Genomic DNA, 21,250 nt, shown 5'->3' on the forward strand with positions numbered 1-21,250 from the left:
ACGCGAAGTGGGAAGTTGGCGAGGCGGATGGTGGATGCCGGCGAGCGGGGCCCGCGCAGCGGTGGCTTAGTCGCTAGGGCTCATCAGCAGGCTTGCCCGGTCGACGCGTGATTCGGCCTCCAGGGCCAGGGCTTCGGCGTGCTCCATATGCTCGTGCATCAGCGCGCGTGCCCGCTCGGAATCGCGCGCGCGAAAGGCGTCCATCAAGCCCGTGTGGCTGTGGATGATTTCATCGTCAAAACGCGCGAAGCTATCCTGCGCATTGCGCACGACGATCACGCGGCGAATGATGTCGTTGAGCAAGCGGCAGAACAGTGCCAGCATGGGGCTGCTGCACGCATCGGTCAGCCGGTCGTGAAACAGCAGGTCCGCTTCGCGCCGCTCGTTCCAGTCCGCGCTGCCCCCGTGCGCCGGATGGCTCAGCCCGATCAACGCATCGAGCTCGGCCAGGTCAGCGTCGGTCAGGCGCAGTGCCACGTTGGCAGCCAGTTCGGGCTCTACCGCGCGGCGCAAGGCGTACAGCGTGGCAATATCGACCGGCTGGAAGTACAGGAAGTTGGAGACAGCCTCCAGGCAACGATCGTACGAGGGCTGGGCCAGCGTGGCGCCGCCGTTGGGCCCGGTGCTGACGGTGACCAGGCCCTGCACCTGCAGCGCGGCCAGCGCCTCGCGCACGGTCCCGCGCGCCACGCCCATCTGCTCGATGAGGGCCGCCTCCTGCGGCAGCTTATCGCCGACTTTCTGGTGGGTCTGGACGATCCAGCGCTTGATGTCACTGACCACCTGGTCTGAACGCTTCACGCGCCTGGTGCCAGAGATTTGGGGCTTGGGATCCTTGGACATCGCTTACAACCTATTTATGATCATAATTATCATGATTATGATCGGCTGGACGATTCTTCCAATACGGGTATTCCCGGTGCGTGGTGGGAGCGCCTGCGAGCGCCTACAACGCGAGTGCAGATGTGGCTGGCAAGGCGTTGCCGGGGGCCTGACCTGGCGTGGCGGCGCTTCAGGTCTGGTTTGTCTTCCACCGGCTGCGACATTCCTGGTTCGCCAGCTACATTTTTTTCTAGACTAGATGGTTGAAAGTCGCTGCGATATTGGACCAAGGTTCAATAGGCAACTTTCGTGCAGGCGGGTAAATCTAGCGCATATGCAATGCCTATTCCACGCGGGTCTTCAGCGGCATCAGGAGGAATCATGGCAAAAACAACGAAGCAGGCCATGGAATCCCATCCCGGCGGCGAAGGCAAGCTCAGCCACAAGAAATACCTGAAAGCGCTGTTTAACCTGCACGTGGAACTCGTGAAGCTGCAGGAATGGGTTGTGACGACCGGCTGCAAGATCTGCATCATCTTCGAAGGGCGCGATGGCGCGGGCAAAGGCGGCACGATCAAGGCCATTACCGAGCGTGTCAGTCCGCGCGTGTTCCGCGTGGTTGCCTTACCGGCCCCGACCGAACGCGAGAAGAGCCAGATGTTTATCCAGCGATACATCCAGTATCTGCCTGCCGCCGGCGAAGTGGTCATCTTCGACCGCAGTTGGTACAACCGCGCGGGAGTCGAGCGGGTCATGGGTTTTTGCAATGAGCAGGCCGTGGCGAAGTTTCTGGAAGCGGTGCCACTGGTGGAGGAAGCCGTTGCCGACTCCGGCATTATCCTGATCAAGTACTGGCTGGAGGTCAGCCCGGAAGAGCAGACCCGCCGCCTCAAGGCCCGTATCAACGATGGGCGAAAAACCTGGAAGTTATCGGGCATGGACCTGAAATCCTACAGTCGCTGGTATGACTACTCCCGTGCGCGCGACGAAATGTTCCTTGCGACCGATACGGATCTCGCCCCTTGGTACGTGGCCAACTCGAACATTAAGCGACGTGCGCGCCTCAACATCATCAGTCACCTGCTGAGCAAGATTCCCTACGAGGCTTTGCCGCCCAAGAAGGTGAAGCTACCGGAACGGCAGAAGGCTGCCGGCTACCAGGACCCGCACTATCCCTACAAGTACGTTCCGGAGCAGTTCTGAAGACAGCGCTGCCAATTCCAACCCCCAGCCTCATGCGCTTTCGACCACCCGCGCGGGACAAAGCCGCCATGACAAAGCGCCCGCCGGGATGCCATGCTGCGGCACTGCCGCCCAGCAATGGAAGCCAGCGGGTTCGTTGATGCAGGTCAATGTACGTTCTCCGCTCTGCGTTACCTTGAAACGTGGAAGAAAGGCCGAGCCATGTCGCTCGTTCTCGAAGGGGAGTGAATCATGTCCATGCTATTTATGGGAAACATCGACAACGGCATCACCGACGAGGAAATCAAGGCATTCCTCGTCAAGTACGGTTTCCCGCCATTCGATGAAATCGAGCATGTTCCTGGGGACGGCACGCGGCCGGCCGTGACGCTCACCTTCCATTGCCTCGATCCGGAGAGCCTGCGCAAGCTGCAGCCGCGCATTCACAACATGTTCTGGAACGGCCGTACCGTCAACGCGCATGTCATGACGGAGCGCTTTGGCTGATCCGCCTTGGGGCGTGGCACAGGGAGCGGTCTGATGGGCATCCTTAACTGGCTACGCCGGCCTGAGGCTGGCGCGCACCGGCACAACAAGCAAGAAGTCGCCGAGCTGACGGAGCGTGTGCTCGGGCTCAGTCCGCGCCTGCGGCTGGTGCCCCGCTATGAAAAAAGGCTCGGGCCGAAGGTCGGCATCGCACTGGATTTCGCGAGAGACCTCATCGCCAGCCTTCCCGCGCCACGGGAGGCCAGCGTGGCGGCCTGGGATTCGGATCCCTATATTCACGCCTTCTTTGGCGTGGCGCATGACGTGGAGCTTGCCTTCAGCCGCTCGTCTGACCTGCGCGAGTTCTTCGAGACGGCGGCGCACGCGCAAGAGGCATACGCCGTGCTGGGGATGGCGATGACCGAGCGACGCACCCTGGGCGTGGCGCTGCAAGGCGACGTGATGCGCGTGGACGTGCCCCAGACCACGATCAGCTTTAGTGACCATCAAGTCAGGATCTGCGCACGCTCGGACTCCGCGCTACGTGAGGAAATCGCCCGGCACATGCTGGATCAACTGGCCCTGCAGGGCCTGGCCAACATTGCCGCTGACAGGACCAGGCGCGATGTGCTGGAGCGCGAGCTTGGGTTGCTTAAGACGCGTTTGCGCCTGCTGGAGCGGCAAGGCGCTGGCATGCGCTCGGTCCTGTGTGGAGAAGGCGAGACGGATCCTGGTGAGCGGACCCGGCTGCGCGAGCAGATCGAGCAAAACGGCCGGGAGCTGGGCGAACTCGGCGAGCAGTCCGGCGCGCTTGAGCGTCAGCTTGAAGCCCTGGCGGAGGTGTTCGCGGATGCGAGGTCCTACATTTCCATCGATCGCGGGCGCCTGCGGCTGAGCCGGATGAACGTGCTGTTGCCCGAGGCAAGCGCATCGCCTGGAGACGATCTCGAATTGCTGACGGCCCGGGTCCGCGGCGATCCGCCGCTGGTGCGCACCTTTGCACTGGTGCGCTTCGCACGCGTGGCAATGCTGTCGCCGATGCGCCTGCTCGACGAGGCGGAGCGTCTGTTGTAGCAGCGCGCGGCCCCATCCCGATTTGAATCGTCGTTGTTACCAGCGGGACAACCCCATGAACCAGGAATCACCAATCTCGGCCCACGGCCTCTTTCACCTTGCGGTGCCAGAGTGGCTCCGTGTGTACCAGAAGGCGTGGATCAAGCCGGATATCATCGCCGGCCTGACTGCCGGCGCCGTGGTCATTCCCAAGGCCCTGGCCTATGCAACGGTCGCCGGATTGCCGATCGAGGTTGGACTCTACACGGCGTTCCTGCCGATGGTGATCTACGCCGTCCTCGGAACATCGCGCCCGCTGAGCGTCAGTACAACCGCAACGCTGGCCATCCTGGGGGCGGCGGCCCTGGGCCGGGTCGCACCGGACGCCGATCCGGCCAGCCTGATGATCGCGTCAGCGACGCTGACCATGCTTGTGGGCGGCATACTGGTGCTGGCTTCATTGTTGCGGCTTGGCTTCGTCGCCAACTTTATCTCGGACCCGGTCCTGACCGGGTTCAAGGCGGGGATTGCCATCATCATCGTGCTGGATCAGATCCCAAAGCTGCTGGGCATACACTTTGCAAAGGGTGCCTTCCTCCACAATCTGCTGGCCATCGCCGCAGGGCTGCCGCACACATCGGTCGCCACGCTAGCTGTGGGCGCCGCCACCGTCGGCATGCTGCTGGCATTGGAGCATTTCGCGCCCCGGGCGCCGGCGCCGCTGATTGCCATAGCGGCAGGGATAGCCGGCGTGAGCTTGCTCGGCTTGCCGGCCCAAGGCGTCGAAACGGTCGGCCATGTGCCGGCGGGCCTGCCGACGCTCACCATGCCCGACATGTCGCTGCTCGCGGATCTCTGGCCGCCCGCTATCGGCATTGCGCTGATGAGCTTTACCGAGACGATCGCGGCGGGCCGCGCGTTTGCCAAGAGTGGGGAGCCTCTACCCGCGGCAAACCGGGAGCTCTTGGCGATCGGCATGGCGAATATTGGCGGAGCCCTGCTGGGCGCCATGCCGGCGGGGGGCGGGACATCGCAGACCGCAGTGAACCGGCTCGCCGGTGCGTGCTCGCAGTTGGCCGCAATGGTCACCGCCGCATTGGCGCTGGCAACCATGTTGCTACTCGGACCGTTTATCGCAAAGATGCCGCACGCTACGCTGGCCGCCGTGGTCATTGTGTATTCGGTTGGCCTGATCGAGCCAGCGGAGTTTCGCGCCATCCTCAGAGTGCGCCGCACGGAGTTCGTTTGGGCGCTGGCCGCGATGGTCGGTGTCGTGCTCCTCGGCACCCTGCAGGGCATCGTGGTGGCCATCGTAGTCTCGCTCGTGGCACTGGCTCAACAGGTTTCCGACCCGCCAGTCCACGTTGTCCGTCGCAAGCCGGGCACCAACGTGTTCCGGCCGGTGACCGCGGAACACCCGGAAGACGAGGACTTTCCTGGCCTGCTGATGCTGCGCCCGGAGGGGCGCATCTTTTTCGCCAATGCCCAGCGCCTCGCCCAGAAGATACGTCCGTTGGTTGCCGAGGCCAGGCCGAGCGTCGTTGCGCTGGATCTTAGCGCCGTGTTTGATCTCGAATACACGGCGCTCAAGATGCTGACCGAAGCAGAGAAGACAACCCACGAAAGCGGCTGGAAGCTGTGGCTCGTGGGATTGAACCCTGGGGTGCTGGCCCTGGTGCAACGCTCGCCGCTGGGCGAGACGCTGGGGCGCGAGCGGATGTTCCTTGATCTGGAGCACGCTGTCGCCAGGTATCAGCGGGGAATCCGCGACGCCTGAATAGAAACGCCTGTGGCGTTCGCCGCCCGCCCATTGCAGGGTCACTCCTGGTTCGTGCCGGAGCGGTCCACCGCGACGTATAGCGACACCAGCCGCGCCAGCACGATCGCTGGATAGAGCTGGCCGATCAACGCCTCGAGGATCGCAAGCGACCTGGCTGCGTGAGCAACCGGAGTGATGTCGCCATAACCCACGGTTGTGAGCGTGACAAAGCTGAAGTAGATCCACGTGGAGTGATCGGCCGGCATGTCGCCGGGCGGTATTCCGGCATAAGCACCGGAGTCGTAGATGCCGATGAGCTGATAGGCCTCTGACCACACCACGCCGATCAGTATGTAGAGCGTGATCGCGCCAAGTATCCGGTCGATTGCGACTGTGCCCGCGCCGAACACCTTGATCCCGATGAGCACGCTAAGCAGGCCGAGTGAAGCGATCGCCGTTTCGTCACGTAGCCCTGTTGTCATGTCCGGTGGCAAAAGCCATGCGGCCCAGCGGATGAGTAGCGCCACACCGGCGACGATCGCGATCGGCACCGTCTGTGCGCGGTGGTCCGATACAGCCACCACGCCGGTCAGAAGAACCAGCGACAGGAGCACGTCCTGCGCCATCTTTGCCGGGACGCTCGTCGGCGCGATGGAGAATGGAACGACGAATACAGCGAGGATGGTGAACGACAGAAGCGCCAACATACTCACGACGCGCAGTTGCGCGGCGCGGACAGGCCCTGGATGTGTGTGTCTCATTGTCGCTCCCACGCTAATGAAGCTGTGAGCCCGCCTTCCCATCGTGCCGTTGTTCCCGGCGGGTCGAACTGCGACGCGAAAGCTGGCGAGTTCGAACGGGCAGTGTCTCAGCCGGCCTCGGTATTTTCCCCGCGCAGACCAGTCGGCTCATGCTCTGGCGCGTTGTTGTCCAACGGCGCAATCGCCGTGGCGTAGCGGCTGATCCCAGGGATCGCGGTGAGCCCGTGCACGAAAATGCTGAGCAGCACTGTCGCAGCGACGGCAACTTTGATGGTCGTTTCTCCCGGCAGGTTGGTTTCTCCCTCGAGATACACGAGTCCGAGCACGATAGACGCCAGTCCCCTCGGACCGAACCAGCCCATGAACAGAACGGTCGACCGGCTAAGGCCCGTACCTCTGAGCGCAATCGCCACCGGAAGCATGCGAATCACCGTCAAGCTCAGCACGCCGTAGGCCAGCACGGCAAAGCTGAATTGCGCCCAGAAGCGAGTGACGAGCAAGCCGAAGAGGAAGAAGACGAAGAGGTTGAAGAGCTGACCCCATTCTTCAGTGAACTCGACGCTGTGTTCGCCAACCTCGCCGAAGCCCGCTTGCGTAGATAGCCCGGCGACGAATGCGGCAATGAACATGCTGGCGCCAGTGGCCTCCGAAGCGAGCACGCAAGCGAGCGGCAGCGCCACGACGCCGAGTAGCGAAAACGGTTCTGCCATCCACGCCCTGCGGCGCGCAAGTCCCAGCAGCCAGCCGCCCAAAAGCCCTACGCCGAGCCCGATCAGTGTGCCGTAGCCAAGCTGCTCGACGAGAAAGCGGCTGAGCACGGCGCCGCCTGCGCTTTGCTCCTGGGCCACGGCCAGCGCAATGAAGAACATCATGATGGGAACCGATAGCCCGTCGTTCAGCCCCGCCTCGACGTTCAACGCCTGCCGGATCCGTTGTGGCACATGTGGGCTGTTGACGATCACCTGCCCGAGCCCGGCATCGGTCGGCGCCAGGATCGCCGCAAGGATTCCCGCTTCCCACCAGGAGAGCGTCCCGAACATGGCCATCGCGCAAAGCGCGCCAAGCGCGATGGTCAGCAACATGCCCGTGCTTAGCAGGCGTACGGGCAGATTCGCGTTACCCTTGAGCATACTCGGACGCACGCGCGATGCATCGGTGAAGAGCGTCATGACGAGCCCGAGCTCTGCGACCAGCAGCAGGCCCTTGCGGTCAAGCGCCAGTTCACTTAGTGCCGCGGGCGAAGCCGCCATCAGCACGCCGGCAGCGGTAAACAGGAGGGGCGCTGTGAAAATCGTCCGCTCCAGCCGCCGCGATACCAAGCTGTAGAGAAAGACGATCAAGAGGAACGCGGCGATGATGACCATGAGTCAAGTCTCCGTAGATGCAGTGTGAGCACACGGCCTGGCAACTCTGGAGCGCACTGCCCCTTGTCAGCATAGACCCGTGGAACATCGGTTCATTGACATAGGTCAGCGTGTCCTACGTCAATCCCTTCGGCTGGAAAGACCTTCGTCAGATCAACTTGCGTCCCGAATGCACTCTATAGTGAACAGGAAGGTACGCGCGGCGTTGGAAGTTGCCTTCGCGCGGATCGTGTGATCCTTCGCGGCTTGGTGCATGTGGTGCATAAGGTACAGAGGCATTCGTCGTGACGGCTTGCGCCTCGGATCCCGCTGCCCCCTCATGTTTCTGTAGCCGGTGCATCACATGTAGAAGCGAGAGCTTCAGGTAGCGGCGGATTCTGACGCGAAGACGCGCGGCATCGGAGCGCCGAAATAGCAGTCAACATGCACAGCCATGAAATCCGCACGCGCACATGATCAAAGGCTCGCGGGCACCACTAGCGACCTCGCTATCCTGATTTTCCGGAGACTCTGGATATGGCTCGGCGCGTGCGCGCTAGTGCCTGGCTGCGCGTCACTTGGCCCCACAACCATCGTTGCGGACCGCTTCGACTACAGCGCCGCGATCGCCGATTCGTGGAAACAGCAAACGCTGCTCAACATCGTCAAGCTCCGCTACGTGGACCTGCCAATCTTTGTGGACGTGGCGTCGGTTGTCAGCGGCTATTCGCTGCAAGCCGGTGTGTCCGTGAGCGGCACGGTTTCGACGGCCAATGCGGTACAGGGCAATCTTCTTGCTTCGGGGATACAAGGCGTCTATACAGATCGGCCCACCATTACCTACACACCTTCGACCGGGCAGAAATTCGTGCGCGGGCTGATGGAGCCGATCGATCCCAAGAACATCTTTCTGATGCTCCAGAGCGGCTACGCCGCCGACTTTGTGTTGGGCATGACGGTGGAGTCTCTCAACGGCGTGCGCAATCGCGCGACGGCAGCCGGGATGGTGCGGGAGGCAGACCCGGAATTCCGGCGCGCCATCGAACTCCTGCGCGACGTGCAGGCGGCCGGCGCGTTCTCGATGCGCGTGGAGGACGACAAAATCAAGGGATCGACCGGCGTATTGTTCTTCCGACGCGAAGACATGCCTGCCGACATCGTGGAGAAGATGACCGAGATCCGTCGCTTGCTCAAGATGTCACCCGGGACGCAGAGGTTCACGCTAAGGTATTCCCCGGCCCGCGGCGCGGACGACGAATTGTCTGTGAACAGCCGCTCGATGCTGCAGATCATGCTTGCCTTTTCCAGCTATCTGGAAGTCCCGGAGGCACACATGAAAGACCACAGCGCACTGCCGGGCCTCGCGCAGACCGCAGCGCAGCAAGGCAGCGTGCGGATTCACAGTGGCAAGGACAAGCCGGCGGAGACGTATGCCGCCGTGCGCTACCGTGATTACTGGTTCTGGATTGACCAGGGCGACCTGGCGACCAAACGTGCTCTCTCGGCCATCATGCTGTTTTTCACGTTGACGGATACCGGCAGCAAGGAGCCACTACCGTTGATCACCATTCCCGCCCAATAGCCGGGGGGCGCCGCCATGGCGCATCCGTGCTGATCCGAGGCGATTCCGCAAGCGTGCCCAATTGGCTTTTTTTGGTCTGAACCCGCCATCGCGCTGATATAGATCAACATGCGTTGTGCCCCGGCTTCTACCTTCTATTTGTGCGCTCATCCAGATTATCGTGCGATGCCCTCGACCGATTCCTGGAGGACTAAAAGCACGATCACCACAAAGGAGAAGGCGATGGCCAACCACACCGACGAAATGCCCGTCATGGCTCCCCCCTTCCCCAAGCCTGCGCCATCGCCGCGCGCTGGCTCGCTAGCCGAGTTCAAGGCGATGGGCAAAGCGTTGCGCGAAAAGTGTCCGCGAATCTCGCACGCGGAATGGAAGCCACCGCACAACCGGCCGGACCCGGTCCGCCTGGTGCTGAAGGCGGACGAGGGGCGCATCCCCGAGCTCCTTCCCCTTCGCCACGGGCGCATGGTGCTGTCCCCTTTCACCTTCTACCGCGGCTCCGCGCTCGCCATGGCGAACGATCTGGCGGCGACTCCGACTACCGGCGTGCACGTGCAATGCGGCGGAGACTCGCACCTGGTCAACTTCCGGGGTCTCGCCACCCCGGAGAGGCGAGTCATCTTCGCCATCAATGACCTCGACGAGACCCTCCCGGCGCCCTGGGAGTGGGACCTCAAACGCCTCGCGGCGAGCTTCGTGATTGCAAGTCGCGACAACGGCCTGCCCGAATCCGCCGCCAGGGATGCGGCCCTCATTTGTGTCAGGTCCTACCGCGAGCACATGGCCGAGTACAGCGAAATGAAAGTGCTGGAGCTGTGGTACTTCGCGCTGGAGGCCGAGATGCTGATCTCGACCATCAAGGATGCGGGGTTGCGCCGCCGCGTGATCGACCGCCTGGCGAAGGAGCGCGCCAGCAGCACCTCGGAAGCCATCTTCCCGAAGCTCGTAGGCGATTCGGGCGGGGCGCCGGTCATCAAGGACCAGCTCCCGTCGATCTACCACATTAAAGGCCACCACCCGGGGGAGATCCATCCGGACGTCACGCACGGCATCGCCCGGTACCGCGAGAGCCTGACGCCAGCCCATCGCATGTTGTTCGACCGCTACGAGATCAAGGACGCCGCGCTCAAGGTCGTCGGCGTCGGGAGCGTCGGCACCGCCTGCTGGGTGGCCCTGCTGATGGCCCGCGCAGGAGATCCGCTCATTCTCCAGATCAAGGAGGCGCGCGCCTCGGTCCTGGAAGCCTATGCGGGGAAGAGCGTCTATCGGAACCACGGGGAGCGTGTCGTGAACGGCCACCGGCTCATGCAGCCAGCCAGCGACATCTTCCTCGGCTGGCTCGAGGGCGGGAAGGGAGGGCGGCACTTCTATGTCCGCCAGCTCCGGGACGTCAAGATCAAGCCCGCCGTCGAGACGTTCCACACGACCGAGATGAACTTCTTCGCCGAGACCTGTGGCAACTCGCTGGCGCTATCCCACGCGCGCTCCGGGGATGCCGCCGTGATCAGCGGGTACATGGGAAAGAGCGACGCGTTCGACAAGGCGATCGCCGCCTTCTCTGTTGCCTACGCCGACCAGAACGAACAGGACCACGCCACGCTCAAGTCTGCGATCCGCGAGGGAAAGGTCGAGGCGGTCTTCGAGGCGGCGTAGTGGCGTGCGCACTTCGCGCAACCGGCCTCCAGCCTTGGTGGCTTTTCATGGTTTACAGCCGATGCTGCGGCTATCATTTGCCTGGTGCGAAATGAGGCCAGGCAAAAAATGAACCGTGAGATCGCTGACGCGGCAACGCTGCGGGACGTGCTGTCAGAACTGGGCGCCGATGACATCGATCACCACGGCCGCCCACTGTCCGCGCATCTGATCGGAACCTATGCGCTTCTTGGCGCCTGGGGCAATCCCGGCTTCGTTGCATTAGCCGGAGCGTTCCACAGCATCTACGGCACGGAAGAGTTCGCGGCCAAGGCACTGCCACTTTCCAGCCGTGGGACGATTGCTGGCCTGATAGGAACCGAGGCAGAGAACCTTGCCTACTCCTTCTGCACGGCCGACCGGCGAGCGCTTTACGACGTGCCGATCGCGGGTCCGTTTCACATGGTTGCGGCGGCGAATGGGCATCGGGTTGTCATCAGCAGAGACACCTATGCAGCGCTGTTGGAAATCGAGGTCGCCAATATTGTCGAGCAAGCGGCAAACCAGAAGGGCGTTTCTCAGGCCGTGGTTCAATTCTGGCTGCGCGCATTTGAGTCACGCCGGCTGTTTCTTTCCAGTGGCGCCGTTGCGGCTTATCGGGTGGTGCTAGCTGATTACGAGGTTCGTGGAAGTAGCAAAACCTGCGTCAGCCAGGGACGTCCTCCCGTACCAATGCACTCCATAGACAAGCCTGCCATGCCAGAGACCCTGAAAATCCGGAAAGCGACCAAGGCAGATGCCCCTGCGCTTTGTTCCGCCGAGCGGACAACCGCCGCCACCCCCGGACTGCTTGTATCGCAGCCCTATGAGTTCCACGAATCCGCATTCGAGCAAAAGATCGAAGTCCTCTCCACAAAAGGCGCCTATCTCGTAGCCGAGGTCGACGGCGAACCGGTGGGCCACGCGCTGCTTGAGCCGTTGGGACTGGAGTCCATTGCGCACGTGTTCACGCTGACGATCGTCGTCCATCCCGGGCACCTTGGCCTTGGGATCGGAGGGGCGCTGATGACAGCGTTGCTGGAATGGGCGGATCGCACGCCGGCCGTAGAAAAGATCGAACTGCGCGTGCGCGCAACCAACAAGCGGGCTCGCGTCCTCTATGCGCGCTTTGGCTTTGTTCAAGAAGGACGTTTCGAGAAGCGGATACGCCTGCCCGACGGGTCCTATCTGGCCGATATCTCCATGGCCAGGTTTCCTCAGCCTGGATAGAGGCCGGCCCGGGCGCCCCCAAGAAGCGAAGCCGGATACACCCGGATCCGACCACCTCGCCCGGGACCGGCAGTCAAGCGCTGGCAACTCGACCTTCACCGCCTGCACTTCGCGACACCATCCGGCGTTTCATCGCACTGACCAGCGCACCGAGCCAGCGTCAGCCGAACATGAGCACCATCGCGTTTCCCCCGACAAGACTGGACGCTCGCATGCTCACTGAAATCCTCCACCAAACGCCCCGATGGGTCTGGATCCTGCTCGCGGGCCTGATTGCGCTCGGCCTCTCGCAAACCGTCCCCAGGCGGATGACGCCAGCCCGCGCCACGGCGGTGCCCGTGGCCATGGCGGTGGTCTCGCTGGGTGGCGTCATCTCGGCCTTCTCCGCGCAGCCGCTCGCGCTGCCTGGATGGGGAGTGGGTGTCGCTGTCGCGCTGGCGCTGGCCCACGCCATCGGCGCCTGGAGCGGCATTCGCTGGCTGGAGGCCGAACGCCGGCTGCTGGTGCCCGCAAGCTGGGTGCCGCTGGCGTTGATCCTCTGCCTGTTCATCACCCGCTACGGCGTGAGCGTGGCCATGGCGGTAAACCCCGGCTTGCTGTGGCATGCCAGCGTCGCGATGCCGATCGGCTTTATCTATGGTGCCGTTAGCGGTATCTTCCTCTCACGTAGCCTGGTGACCTGGAGGCTGACCCGGCAGGCAATGCCCAACAGCGTGCCGGGCTGATCACTCAGGCCGCCACTGACGCCAGCAACTAATGCCAGCAACCGAAGCCAGCAACCCCTGTCCCGAACCACGTCCAGGCGTGCAGTCATGAACGCGCTCGATCCGTTTCAGCTGTTTATCGCGGCCCCGTCGGTGCTGGCATTCGCCTTGACCGAGGCCATCATCTTGTCGCGCCGCCAGCGCATCGAGAGCGCGAATCCGTTGCGGATCAAGTTCACGCAATGGGTGCATCTGTTGCGCGACCTGGCCGGGGCGCGCAGCTTGCGCGCGTTCCTTGGGTACTTGTTCATGCCGCCGGGCTGGACACCGCATGGCGAGGGCAATACCACGGCGGAACTGCGCGCGCGGCGCCCGCAGGCTGAGATGCCGCAAGGCGTTGCTGGTGGCTGACATCCGGCCACGGCGCATCATGCGTTATCCCGCCAAGGAACTGACCTGGCTGTTTCGCGAACTGCGGATTGGAGTGCCCGTGGCGTTCGGCTCCGCCGGCTTCTTCTCCGTCGTGTTCCGCGAGCCGTTTGGCATGAACCTGGCCTATGCCCTGTGCATCACGATGATGATCCAGGCGCTGGTGAAGCTGGGCCGCTATGGCCTCACGCGCCGGCTGCCCGATGCCTCGCCGGGTGCTCCCACCACGCAGCGGCGCTGGCCGGACTGGAAGTGGATGTTTCCGTGGATCGTCGCTTCTGGCGTAGTGGGCTATTTTTGCGGGCACGCGATTGCCAACGTGCTCACCGGTAGCCATGGCTCGCCGCTGGATCTGATGCGCAATCCGCGCGCCCTGCTGCTGAGCATGACGGTGGCGCTGGTGCTGGCGCTTGGCATCTCTTACTTCCACTATGCGCGTGGGCGCATGGCGGCCGCGGACGCGCGGGCGCAGGCGGCCATGCGCAGCGCCGCGGAGAACCAGCTGCGCTTGCTGGAGTCGCAGCTGGAGCCGCACATGCTGTTCAATACGCTGGGCAACCTGCGCGTGATGATCGGGCAGGATCCGCAGCGCGCGCAAGAGATGCTGAACCAGGTGATCTCGTTCTTGCGCGCCACGCTGCAGGCCTCGCGCTCCGGTTCGCATCCGTTGTCATGCGAGTTCGATCGCATCGCCGACTACCTGGCGTTGATGCAGGTGCGCATGGGTGCGCGGCTGCAGGTCGAGCTCGACCTGCCAGCTGGCCTGGCCAACCTGCCTGTGCCGCCGCTGCTGCTGCAACCACTGGTTGAGAACGCCATCAAGCACGGGCTGGAGCCCATCGTCGCGGGCGGCTGGATCAAGGTGACGGCCCGCCGCGAAGGCGGCACGCTGGTGCTCGCCGTGCGCGACACCGGCGTGGGCTTGAGCGACCTGCCGCCCGGCTCGGATTGCTTTGGCACATCACAGGTGCGCGAACGGCTCGCCCAGCTCTATGGCAAAGCCGCGAGCTTCCAGCTGCTGGATGCCGGCGATGGCGGCGGCGGCACGCTGGCCATCGTGCACCTTCCGCTATCCTGATTGACTGCCGCCCCACCCTGCCCGATATCGCCTCCATGCAAACCACTGCCCTGATCGCCGAAGATGAAGCGCTGCTGGCCGCGGACCTCCAGGCGGAGCTGGCCCGCTTGTGGCCGGCGCTGAACATCGTCGCAACCGTAGGCGACGGCGAGGCCGCCGTGGCGCAGGCGCTCGCGCTGCAGCCCGATCTGCTGTTCCTGGATATCCGCATGCCGGGCATGAGCGGACTGGAGGCGGCGCAGACCCTGGCCGAGGACTGGCCCGACTCGGCCAAGCCATTCCCGCTGATCGTCTTCGTGACGGCCTACGACAAATACGCCTTGCACGCCTTCGAGCATGCGGCCGTCGACTACGTGCTAAAGCCCGTGCAGACCGACCGCCTGGCAAAAACCTGCGCGCGCCTGCAGGCCACGTTGCAACAGCGTGCAGCCCCGCACGCCGCCCCGCCATCGCTGGATGCCGCCATGGATCAGTTGCGCGCGCTGCTTGGCGTCGGCATCCCTGCGCAGCCAGCCGCACCGGCGGCCAGCCCGTTGCAGGTGATCCAGGCCAGCGCCGGCAATACCATCACGATGGTGCCGATTGACGAGGTGCTGTATTTCGAGGCCGCGGACAAGTATGTGCGGGTGGTCACCGCGCAGCGCGAGCACCTGATTCGCATGTCGCTGCGGGAGCTGCAGATGCGGATCGATCCGGCGTGCTTCTGGCAGGTCCACCGCAGCACCATCGTACGCTGCACGGCCATTGCCAGCGCGCAGCGCGATGACAGCGGCAAGCTCACCCTGACCCTGCGCGACCGGCCGGAAAAGCTGGGGGTCAGCCGGCTTTATGCGGACGCGTTCAAGGGGATGTAGGCGCAACGCCGCGGGCGCCCCCTATGTTCGCTCCCGCACTGACAGAAGCACAAGGCAGTGCATAGTTAGAGCCACTTTGCCCCGCAAGTCACCTGAATCCACCTCAGCGCATGGAGAGCGGGGCGCCTGGAGCGACAGATGGCACATCTTCCTGATAGTCCCGGCGACGAACCCGATAGCGAAATCACGCTGGTGCTCGACATGGAGCCCGAAGAATTCATGGCGGTGCGCGATGATTTTCTCGCGCGCCTTCACGCGGTACTCGCCGTTGAGCCTGGCGCCATCGAGATCACCAGCATCCGCCACGGCTGTACCAAGGTCACGCTAAAGAGCGACAGCAAGATCGCCGCCAGGATCCTGGAACTGGCGAATGCGGCCGCGCTGGCCGAGCAGGAAGCGTCGGAATTCCGCATATGCTTTCGCGTGCGCTCCGGTCACTTCAGCGAGCACGAGGTGCTGATCCGGCGCAACGGACGCGAGCTCACGTGGCTCCATCTGTCGGACGTGCACTTTGAAACCGCCGCGCAAGCCCATGCGGGCAGCCAGGAGCGCGTGAAGAAGGCGTTCCTGGATGATCTCGAATCCATCCTGGACGATGATGATCTCAAGCCGGATGCCGTCTTTGTCACCGGCGACATATCCAAGACCGGTTCGCCCGCGGAATTCGACAAGTCCTTCGAGTTCTTCACGCAGTTGCGGGACAAGCTACCCAACAAGCAAGCCCGCTTCCTGTTTGTCCCGGGCAATCACGATGTCGACCGAGGCGTCGTCAAGCGGTTCACCCGAGAGGAGGAGAGCGCCAAATCCCGGCTTACCGGCAACGAGGCGATCATCGACTACCTGACGTCCCAGGACTGCAAGGACGATCGCGACCGCGTATTCGCCAGGCTGGATAACTATTTCAGTTTTCTGGGCAAATGCCAGGCGCTGGGCCAGCCAGCCGTCAATCACGGATACTTCTATACCGACACATGGCAGCACAGCGGCATTACGGTGGGAGTCGCAGGCATGAACTCGGCCTGGCGCTGCAGCTCCGACGGGGATCGCGACAACCTGATACTTGGCGTGCCGCAGATCGACGCGAGCATTGCCGCGCTGGCCGGCGCGGACCTGCGCATCTTGCTGCTGCATCATCCCGCAGAGTCGGACTGGTTTATCCGGGACGACATTCTCTATCAACGGGCAAAACTGGGGGCGTTCGATTTCGTGCTTCGCGGGCATGAGCACGATCCTCACGGCGCATCCCTGCGGCAGCTGGATGCAGATCCGAACTTCCGCTTCGCGGCCGGTGCGCTCTATACCCACGAGAAGTACCCGAAGAGCTTCAACGCCGTGCGGGTGAACCTGGATCACGGATCCGCGCGCCTGTTTTACTGGCGCCTGTCGACGGGAAAGATGGAGTGGGTGCGGGATGTGGATTTCCACAGGAATGGCAGCATTCAGTTTCCGCTCGGCCAGAAGATCAAGGCGCGCCTGGCTGCGCGGCCGTGAGTGCATCCACAGGCGGGCCCGCATCACGCCCGCCCTTTGCCTGCCCGGCGCTTGTGCGGCACGGCCTTTCCTGAAACGGCCACCGCGGAACTTCTGCGGCTCGCCTGAGCCAGGCACCACGGTGTCGCGCAAGTCACGGACGAAAATCCCGCGCAGGTGTCTGCGTGCCACCGACGCTTGCCCGGCGTGTTGGCGCCGCACCATCGTTTTCCTCCGGATTTATGCCCGCCCGCGCACACTGCGCGGCGCCAGGCCATGGCATGCCGTGTGCGTGGTGAAGGGGGAGCGCCGAGCCCGGCGCTCCTCCATCACAACCCACTCAGGAGAAGACCATGCCCACCCTATCCATCGGAAACCTGCCTCGCCTCAGCGAGCTTGAGCAGGCCGCCCGGATCGCCGTGACCGGCGGCACCGGTGTCTACCCCATGCCCATGATCATCCGCAGGGATCCCGGCTATGGCGAGTTTCCGAAGCTGCCTGGGATGCCGGAGATGCCTGCGATCCCGAACTCGTTCCCGTGCGGCTCGCCGATCTATCACGGGCCGCTGATGGGGCCCGACTCCGGCGAGCCGAAGATCGTTCCTCTCTGACCCCTGCCCTTTAACGCCACGAACGTCACGAGATCCAACGGCACGGAAGAGGCCGAACCCCGCATTCAAGGAGCACACCATGCACAACAAATTTGCCACTGCCACCCTCTCCGCCGCAGCACTTGCGGCGGCCTTGCTCGCCGGCGCCGCCCAGGCCGCCGGCCCACAGGACCGTACCCTCTATGGTGACCGCTACGGCTACAACTACCGGGCCGGCAAAGTGGACCCATACACCGACGGCGGCCGCACCGGCAAGTTCGATTCGTTCGGCGAAGGCGCTCGCCAGGTTGACCCGTACACCGACGGCGCCAGGGGCTGAGCGGCGCCCGGCGAGCGAAAGCACGCGCAGGCGTGCTTTCGCTCGATCAGGCTTGATGGCTCCATGGCATCAGGACTTCAGCACGGACGGCTCCAGGTTCCACAGCTTGCTGTCGCTGGTGGACACCGCCACGGCGCCTTCGCGGATCGCGCTGCGGATGTCGTCCTTGTTGCAGACGAACCCCGAGGTCACGATGGGCGGCAGCGCCTTGCGGTCCTGGGTGGATAGATGCGCGAGCATGGGCGCGGGCATCAACTGCACCAGGTTGGGATCGCTTTGCTCCAGCGCCTTGACGCTGCGCGGCCAGGTCGAACGGTCGGTCACGAACACCTTCTGCATGGTGATCAGGCCGGCCCGGTTGGCGCGCTGGATAGTCGCTACCCGGGTCGAGACGAGACTGGTCACCCCGATATCGGCGAGATATTCGACGCCGCCCTTGTCCTGCGACAGCCCTTCGCAACTGTCGATATTGACGATGACGTACTTGCCGGCCTTGGTCAGCGTGGCCACCACGGGCTGCAGCTTGCGCAGCTCCACGTTGGCAACGATGCAGACCTCGGCGTGGCTCTCGATCAGGATATCGGCCTGCTCGACACCGAAGAGCGTCGCGATAACCGGGTGCCGCGTCAGGCGTGCCCCGAGGGACTTATCCATGGTGCTTACCGATCCGGGTCGTGGGGCAGCGCGTCCGTCAGGCCGAGCTTGCCGGGGTTGAGGATGTTCTTGGGATCCAGCGCTTGTTTGACCGCCGTCAGCACCGCAAACGCACTGCCCAGCGATTCGCGCATATACGGCGCGCGCAGCAGCCCGATGCCGTGATGGTGGCTCAACGCGGCATTGTATTTGATCAACACCGCGTTGGCGGCATCCCAGGCCTGGCGATACCACTTCGCCCGGTTCTCCACCTCGACCTCGCCGCGCAGCGAGAAGTACAGGCAGGCGCCGTCCACATAGGCATGCGACTGGTGCGCGGAGCCGGCGAGCGTGCCGGGCACGGCGTTGATGGCGTTGACCACGTCCGTGTAGATGGCGGGCAGGTCGCGCCAGGGGCCGGACATCTCGAGCGTGTCGGCGACAAAGCCGGGGCTGCGCTTGAAGCCTTCCGCGCTCTTGCCGGTCAGGTAGCGCGTATCCAGCCAGCGCTCGAAGATCGCTTCGCTGTCCAGCGCATCGCCGAGCCCCTTGCATACGCCTTCGCTGATGGCCATCACGGCATCGACCATCTCGCGCGCGCCCTCGTCGGCGATCAGCAGCACGTTGGTGTCCGGCAGGTTGAACTGCACGCGGCTCTCAAGCGCGTCGTACAGGCGCAGGGCTGCGGGATTGGCGCCGCGCTGCATGATCTCGCGGCAGGCTTCCAGGCCGATGGCGAAGGTCTTGAAGCCATAGGCAATGGCGCGGCCGTAGTCCGGCAGCCGATGCAGCTTGAGGCGCACTCGCACGATCACGCCGAGCGTGCCTTCCGAGCCGATGAACAGCTGCTGCAGGTCCGAGCCGAGTGCTGCGCGCGAGTAGCCGCCCACGCTGATCAGGCTGCCGTCGGCCAGCACCACATCCATGCCGAAGACCATGTCCTCGATCTTGCCGTAGCGCGTGGAAAGCTGCCCGGCGCCGCGGCACGCCACCCAGCCGCCCACGGTGCTGATGGCGAAGGACGATGGCCAGTGGCCCATCGTCATGCCGTAGTCCTTCTGGATGGTCTGCTCGAACACGTCGCCGAACAGGCCGGCTTCCACCTCGACGACCTGGCTTTCCCTGTCGAAGCCCAGCACCTTGTTCAGCTCGCACACGTCCAGCACGATGCCGCCGCGCACCGGCAGCGCAGCGCCGGTGACATTGCTGCGGCCCGCCGACACCGTCAACGGGATCGCCGCCGCGTGCGCGATCCGCATGACGGCCTGGATCTGCCCGACGGTGGACACGCGCACGATGACAGCTTGCGGCGTGGCCGGCCGACCCGCGGTCTCGGTCATCATGGAGCCGGCCCACCAGTCGCGCGTCCAGGCCACCACGCTGGCGGCATCGGTCAGCACCTCATCGGCCACGCCGCGCAGCGCATCGATGTGCGCGGCATCCACGGCGACGGCGTTGCGCTGCAGGCCGGGCATGCTGGAGGTCACCTTGATGGTGGCCGCATAGGCCGGCGGCGTGTGCGCGCCGACGACATAGTTGCCACGGTTGTAGCCGCGCTTGATGGCTTCCTTGCTGATCATTGTGCATCTCCCAGTAGAACGGATTTTTCATGTGCGACGGCAGCCAGGTAGTCATTGACCTGCTGCGCCACCACGGATTCGGACAGGCCAAGCTCGGCCTGCAGGATTGCGCCCACGCGGGACGCGGCGCGCGCCGAGGCATCGCGCGCCATCAGGCGGGCGCGGATGCGGCGCGAGAGCACGTCGTCCACGCTCCCCGCCAGCTCGTGGCGCGCGGCGTAGACAACCTCGGCTTCGGTATAGGGAAGCCCTTCGACAATCGGTGCTTGCAGGCGCGCATCGGCCTGCAGGATGTCGCTGACGAAGCGGGCTTCCGTGCCATAACGCTCGCCCAGGTGGGCGGACAAGCCGCCGGAAGCCACGATGGCCTGCGCGTCGTATCCCGCGGCACCCAGCAGGTACGCGGATTTGGTCTGGCATCTGTTGCGCTGGCCAATCACTTTCTGGGCCGCGTCGATGGTTTGCTCGGCCATGTGCCGGGAGGTGGTCAGCTTGCCCCCGACAATGGTGACGAGACCATCGGCGGCGGTATGGATCTCATGGTTGCGCTTGATCTCCAGCGTCTTGCCCCCCGGCGGCGCCACCAGCGGCCGGCAGCCCGCGATGCTGCCCAGCACGTCTTCGGCCTGCAGGTCCGTCTTCAACGCCCAGCGCGCGCCGTCCAGCAGGAAGTCGAGTTCCTCGCGGGTGCAGCAGACGTTGTCGAGATCGCCTTCGTAGTCTTCGTCCGTGGTGCCCAGGTAGGAGACGTTGCCCCAGCGCGTGATGGTGGCGCGGCGGTTGCGCCCCGGCACGGGGATGGTCACGGTGCAGTCGTTGCGGACCTTGAGCCAGGGAATGGCCACGTGCACGCCCTTGGCCGGGCGGATATGCAGCGTCTTTTCCTCGCCCTTCTTGCGGCCGGTCCAGTCACGCAGCCATACGCCAGTGGCCATGACGACAACGCCGGCCCTGGCGCGGATCTCTCGATCCCCGGCATGAATGATGGCGCCGTCGACCTTGCCGTGCCCGTTGCGCGTGATCTCCACCACCTTCGCGTGGTTGACCACTGCCGCGCCGTGAAAGGCCGCGGTGCGGGCGATGTTCAGCGTAAGCCGGGCATCGTCCACGCGCGCATCGAAGTACATGAAGCCGCCGAGCAGGTTCTCCTCGTTGAAGGTCGGGCAATGCGACAGCACCTCGGCCTTGGTGAGCTTTTGATGCAGGATGCCTTCGCGCCAGCCGCCCGCCAGGTCGTAGGTCCAGAGCAGGCTCTCGAATGCCTTGGACAGGCGCTTGTCGAACACGCCGTCCTTCTCCATCACGGGAAAGAGGAACGGCAGGCGCTGCACGAGGTGCCGCGCATTCCTGCGCAGGCGTTGGCGCTCCAGCAAGGAATGACGCACCAGCCCGAGGTTGCCCTGTTCGATGTAACGCAATCCGCCATGCACCATCTTGGAGGACTTGGACGATGTGCCGGAGGCGAAATCGTTCTTCTCCACCAGGGCGACGCGATAGCCGCGCAGGCTGGCATCCAGCGCGGCATAGGCGCCGGTCACGCCGCCGCCGACGATGAGGATGTCGAAGGTCTCGCTGCCAAGGCGATCGAGCTGCGCCTGGCGCACCAGGCGCAGCGGTTCCGTGGATGTCATCCTGGCGCGGTCCCGGCTGGGACTTCTGGATGGAAAAACCATCATGTTTCGGCGA

The 21,250-nt window shown here is 64.1% G+C and carries 20 protein-coding genes; 14 read left to right on the forward strand and 6 right to left on the reverse strand.

Annotation, left to right across the window (positions count from 1 at the left end; translation table 11 throughout):
* Positions 1–66: 66 nt before the first annotated feature.
* Positions 67–801 (reverse strand): FadR/GntR family transcriptional regulator, encoded by a 735-nt coding sequence (locus A9975_RS34960; RefSeq protein ID WP_370565968.1) that lies wholly within the window; start codon positions 799–801, stop codon positions 67–69.
* 402 nt (positions 802–1,203) lie between these two features.
* Here A9975_RS34960 and ppk2 point away from each other — a divergent pair, with 402 nt between their 5' ends.
* The 4 genes from ppk2 to A9975_RS34980 all read left to right on the forward strand — a co-directional run bounded on the left by ppk2 (position 1,204) and on the right by A9975_RS34980 (position 5,320).
* Positions 1,204–2,025 carry a polyphosphate kinase 2 gene (ppk2, locus tag A9975_RS34965; protein ID WP_183036727.1) on the forward strand — a complete coding sequence of 274 codons (822 nt, stop codon included), beginning with the start codon at positions 1,204–1,206 and terminating at the stop codon, positions 2,023–2,025.
* A 231-nt stretch (positions 2,026–2,256) separates the two neighbouring features.
* On the forward strand, positions 2,257–2,511 hold the full coding sequence (locus A9975_RS34970) for an RNA-binding protein (RefSeq protein WP_183036728.1): 255 nt from the start codon (positions 2,257–2,259) through the stop codon (positions 2,509–2,511).
* 33 nt (positions 2,512–2,544) lie between these two features.
* On the forward strand, positions 2,545–3,564 hold the full coding sequence (locus A9975_RS34975) for a hypothetical protein (RefSeq protein WP_183036729.1): 1,020 nt from the start codon (positions 2,545–2,547) through the stop codon (positions 3,562–3,564).
* Positions 3,565–3,619: 55 nt separating this feature from the next.
* Positions 3,620–5,320 (forward strand): SulP family inorganic anion transporter, encoded by a 1,701-nt coding sequence (locus A9975_RS34980; protein WP_183036730.1) that lies wholly within the window; start codon positions 3,620–3,622, stop codon positions 5,318–5,320.
* Positions 5,321–5,361: 41 nt separating this feature from the next.
* Here A9975_RS34980 and A9975_RS34985 read toward each other — a convergent pair whose 3' ends face one another.
* The gene (locus A9975_RS34985) at positions 5,362–6,063 is read right to left on the reverse strand and encodes a potassium channel family protein (protein WP_174425495.1); all 702 of its coding nucleotides are present in this window, start codon (positions 6,061–6,063) and stop codon (positions 5,362–5,364) included.
* Positions 6,064–6,170: 107 nt separating this feature from the next.
* Positions 6,171–7,427 (reverse strand): sodium:proton antiporter, encoded by a 1,257-nt coding sequence (locus tag A9975_RS34990; protein WP_183036731.1) that lies wholly within the window; start codon positions 7,425–7,427, stop codon positions 6,171–6,173.
* A 433-nt stretch (positions 7,428–7,860) separates the two neighbouring features.
* Between A9975_RS34990 and A9975_RS34995 the strand changes: the two genes are divergently transcribed.
* The 10 genes from A9975_RS34995 (at position 7,861) to A9975_RS35040 (ending at position 17,351) form a co-directional block, all read left to right on the forward strand.
* Positions 7,861–8,988, forward strand: coding sequence for a hypothetical protein (locus tag A9975_RS34995; protein WP_255504222.1), 1,128 nt, complete (start codon positions 7,861–7,863; stop codon positions 8,986–8,988).
* A gap of 222 nt (positions 8,989–9,210) precedes the next feature.
* On the forward strand, positions 9,211–10,638 hold the full coding sequence (locus A9975_RS35000; RefSeq protein WP_255504224.1) for a DUF2252 domain-containing protein: 1,428 nt from the start codon (positions 9,211–9,213) through the stop codon (positions 10,636–10,638).
* Between the two features lie 108 nt (positions 10,639–10,746).
* Complete coding sequence (locus A9975_RS38420; RefSeq protein WP_255504225.1) at positions 10,747–11,886, forward strand: GNAT family N-acetyltransferase; 1,140 nt, start codon at positions 10,747–10,749, stop codon at positions 11,884–11,886.
* Between the two features lie 212 nt (positions 11,887–12,098).
* Positions 12,099–12,611 (forward strand): DUF6622 family protein, encoded by a 513-nt coding sequence (locus A9975_RS35010; RefSeq protein WP_183036732.1) that lies wholly within the window; start codon positions 12,099–12,101, stop codon positions 12,609–12,611.
* Between the two features lie 87 nt (positions 12,612–12,698).
* The gene (locus tag A9975_RS35015; protein WP_183036733.1) at positions 12,699–13,001 is read left to right on the forward strand and encodes a hypothetical protein; all 303 of its coding nucleotides are present in this window, start codon (positions 12,699–12,701) and stop codon (positions 12,999–13,001) included.
* Positions 12,994–14,097, forward strand: a complete 1,104-nt coding sequence (locus A9975_RS35020; RefSeq protein ID WP_370565969.1) for a sensor histidine kinase — start codon at positions 12,994–12,996, stop codon at positions 14,095–14,097. Before A9975_RS35015 ends, A9975_RS35020 begins: the two co-directional genes overlap by 8 nt.
* Before the next feature lie 35 nt (positions 14,098–14,132).
* A complete protein-coding gene (locus A9975_RS35025; RefSeq protein ID WP_183036735.1) occupies positions 14,133–14,951 on the forward strand; it encodes a LytTR family DNA-binding domain-containing protein in 819 nt (272 codons plus the stop codon).
* Between the two features lie 138 nt (positions 14,952–15,089).
* On the forward strand, positions 15,090–16,442 hold the full coding sequence (locus tag A9975_RS35030) for a metallophosphoesterase (protein ID WP_183036736.1): 1,353 nt from the start codon (positions 15,090–15,092) through the stop codon (positions 16,440–16,442).
* 332 nt (positions 16,443–16,774) lie between these two features.
* Positions 16,775–17,032: a hypothetical protein gene (locus A9975_RS35035; protein WP_183036737.1), complete on the forward strand. Its 258-nt coding sequence runs from the start codon at positions 16,775–16,777 to the stop codon at positions 17,030–17,032.
* A gap of 79 nt (positions 17,033–17,111) precedes the next feature.
* Positions 17,112–17,351, forward strand: coding sequence for a hypothetical protein (locus A9975_RS35040; protein ID WP_183036738.1), 240 nt, complete (start codon positions 17,112–17,114; stop codon positions 17,349–17,351).
* Between the two features lie 69 nt (positions 17,352–17,420).
* On the opposite strand, the gene A9975_RS35045 is transcribed toward A9975_RS35040, so the two are convergent.
* The 3 genes from A9975_RS35045 to A9975_RS35055 are packed head-to-tail and all read right to left on the reverse strand — an operon-like array spanning position 17,421 to position 21,240.
* Positions 17,421–18,005 carry a glycerol-3-phosphate responsive antiterminator gene (locus A9975_RS35045; protein ID WP_183036739.1) on the reverse strand — a complete coding sequence of 195 codons (585 nt, stop codon included), beginning with the start codon at positions 18,003–18,005 and terminating at the stop codon, positions 17,421–17,423.
* A 5-nt stretch (positions 18,006–18,010) separates the two neighbouring features.
* Positions 18,011–19,564: an FAD-binding oxidoreductase gene (locus tag A9975_RS35050; RefSeq protein WP_183036740.1), complete on the reverse strand. Its 1,554-nt coding sequence runs from the start codon at positions 19,562–19,564 to the stop codon at positions 18,011–18,013.
* Positions 19,561–21,240 (reverse strand): glycerol-3-phosphate dehydrogenase/oxidase, encoded by a 1,680-nt coding sequence (locus A9975_RS35055; RefSeq protein WP_183036741.1) that lies wholly within the window; start codon positions 21,238–21,240, stop codon positions 19,561–19,563. The genes A9975_RS35050 and A9975_RS35055 overlap by 4 nt, the downstream gene beginning before the upstream one ends.
* Between the last annotated feature and the right edge of the window lie 10 nt (positions 21,241–21,250).

The organism is Cupriavidus sp. UME77 (assembly GCF_014170355.1).
In the GTDB taxonomy this organism is placed as follows: domain Bacteria; phylum Pseudomonadota; class Gammaproteobacteria; order Burkholderiales; family Burkholderiaceae; genus Cupriavidus; species Cupriavidus basilensis.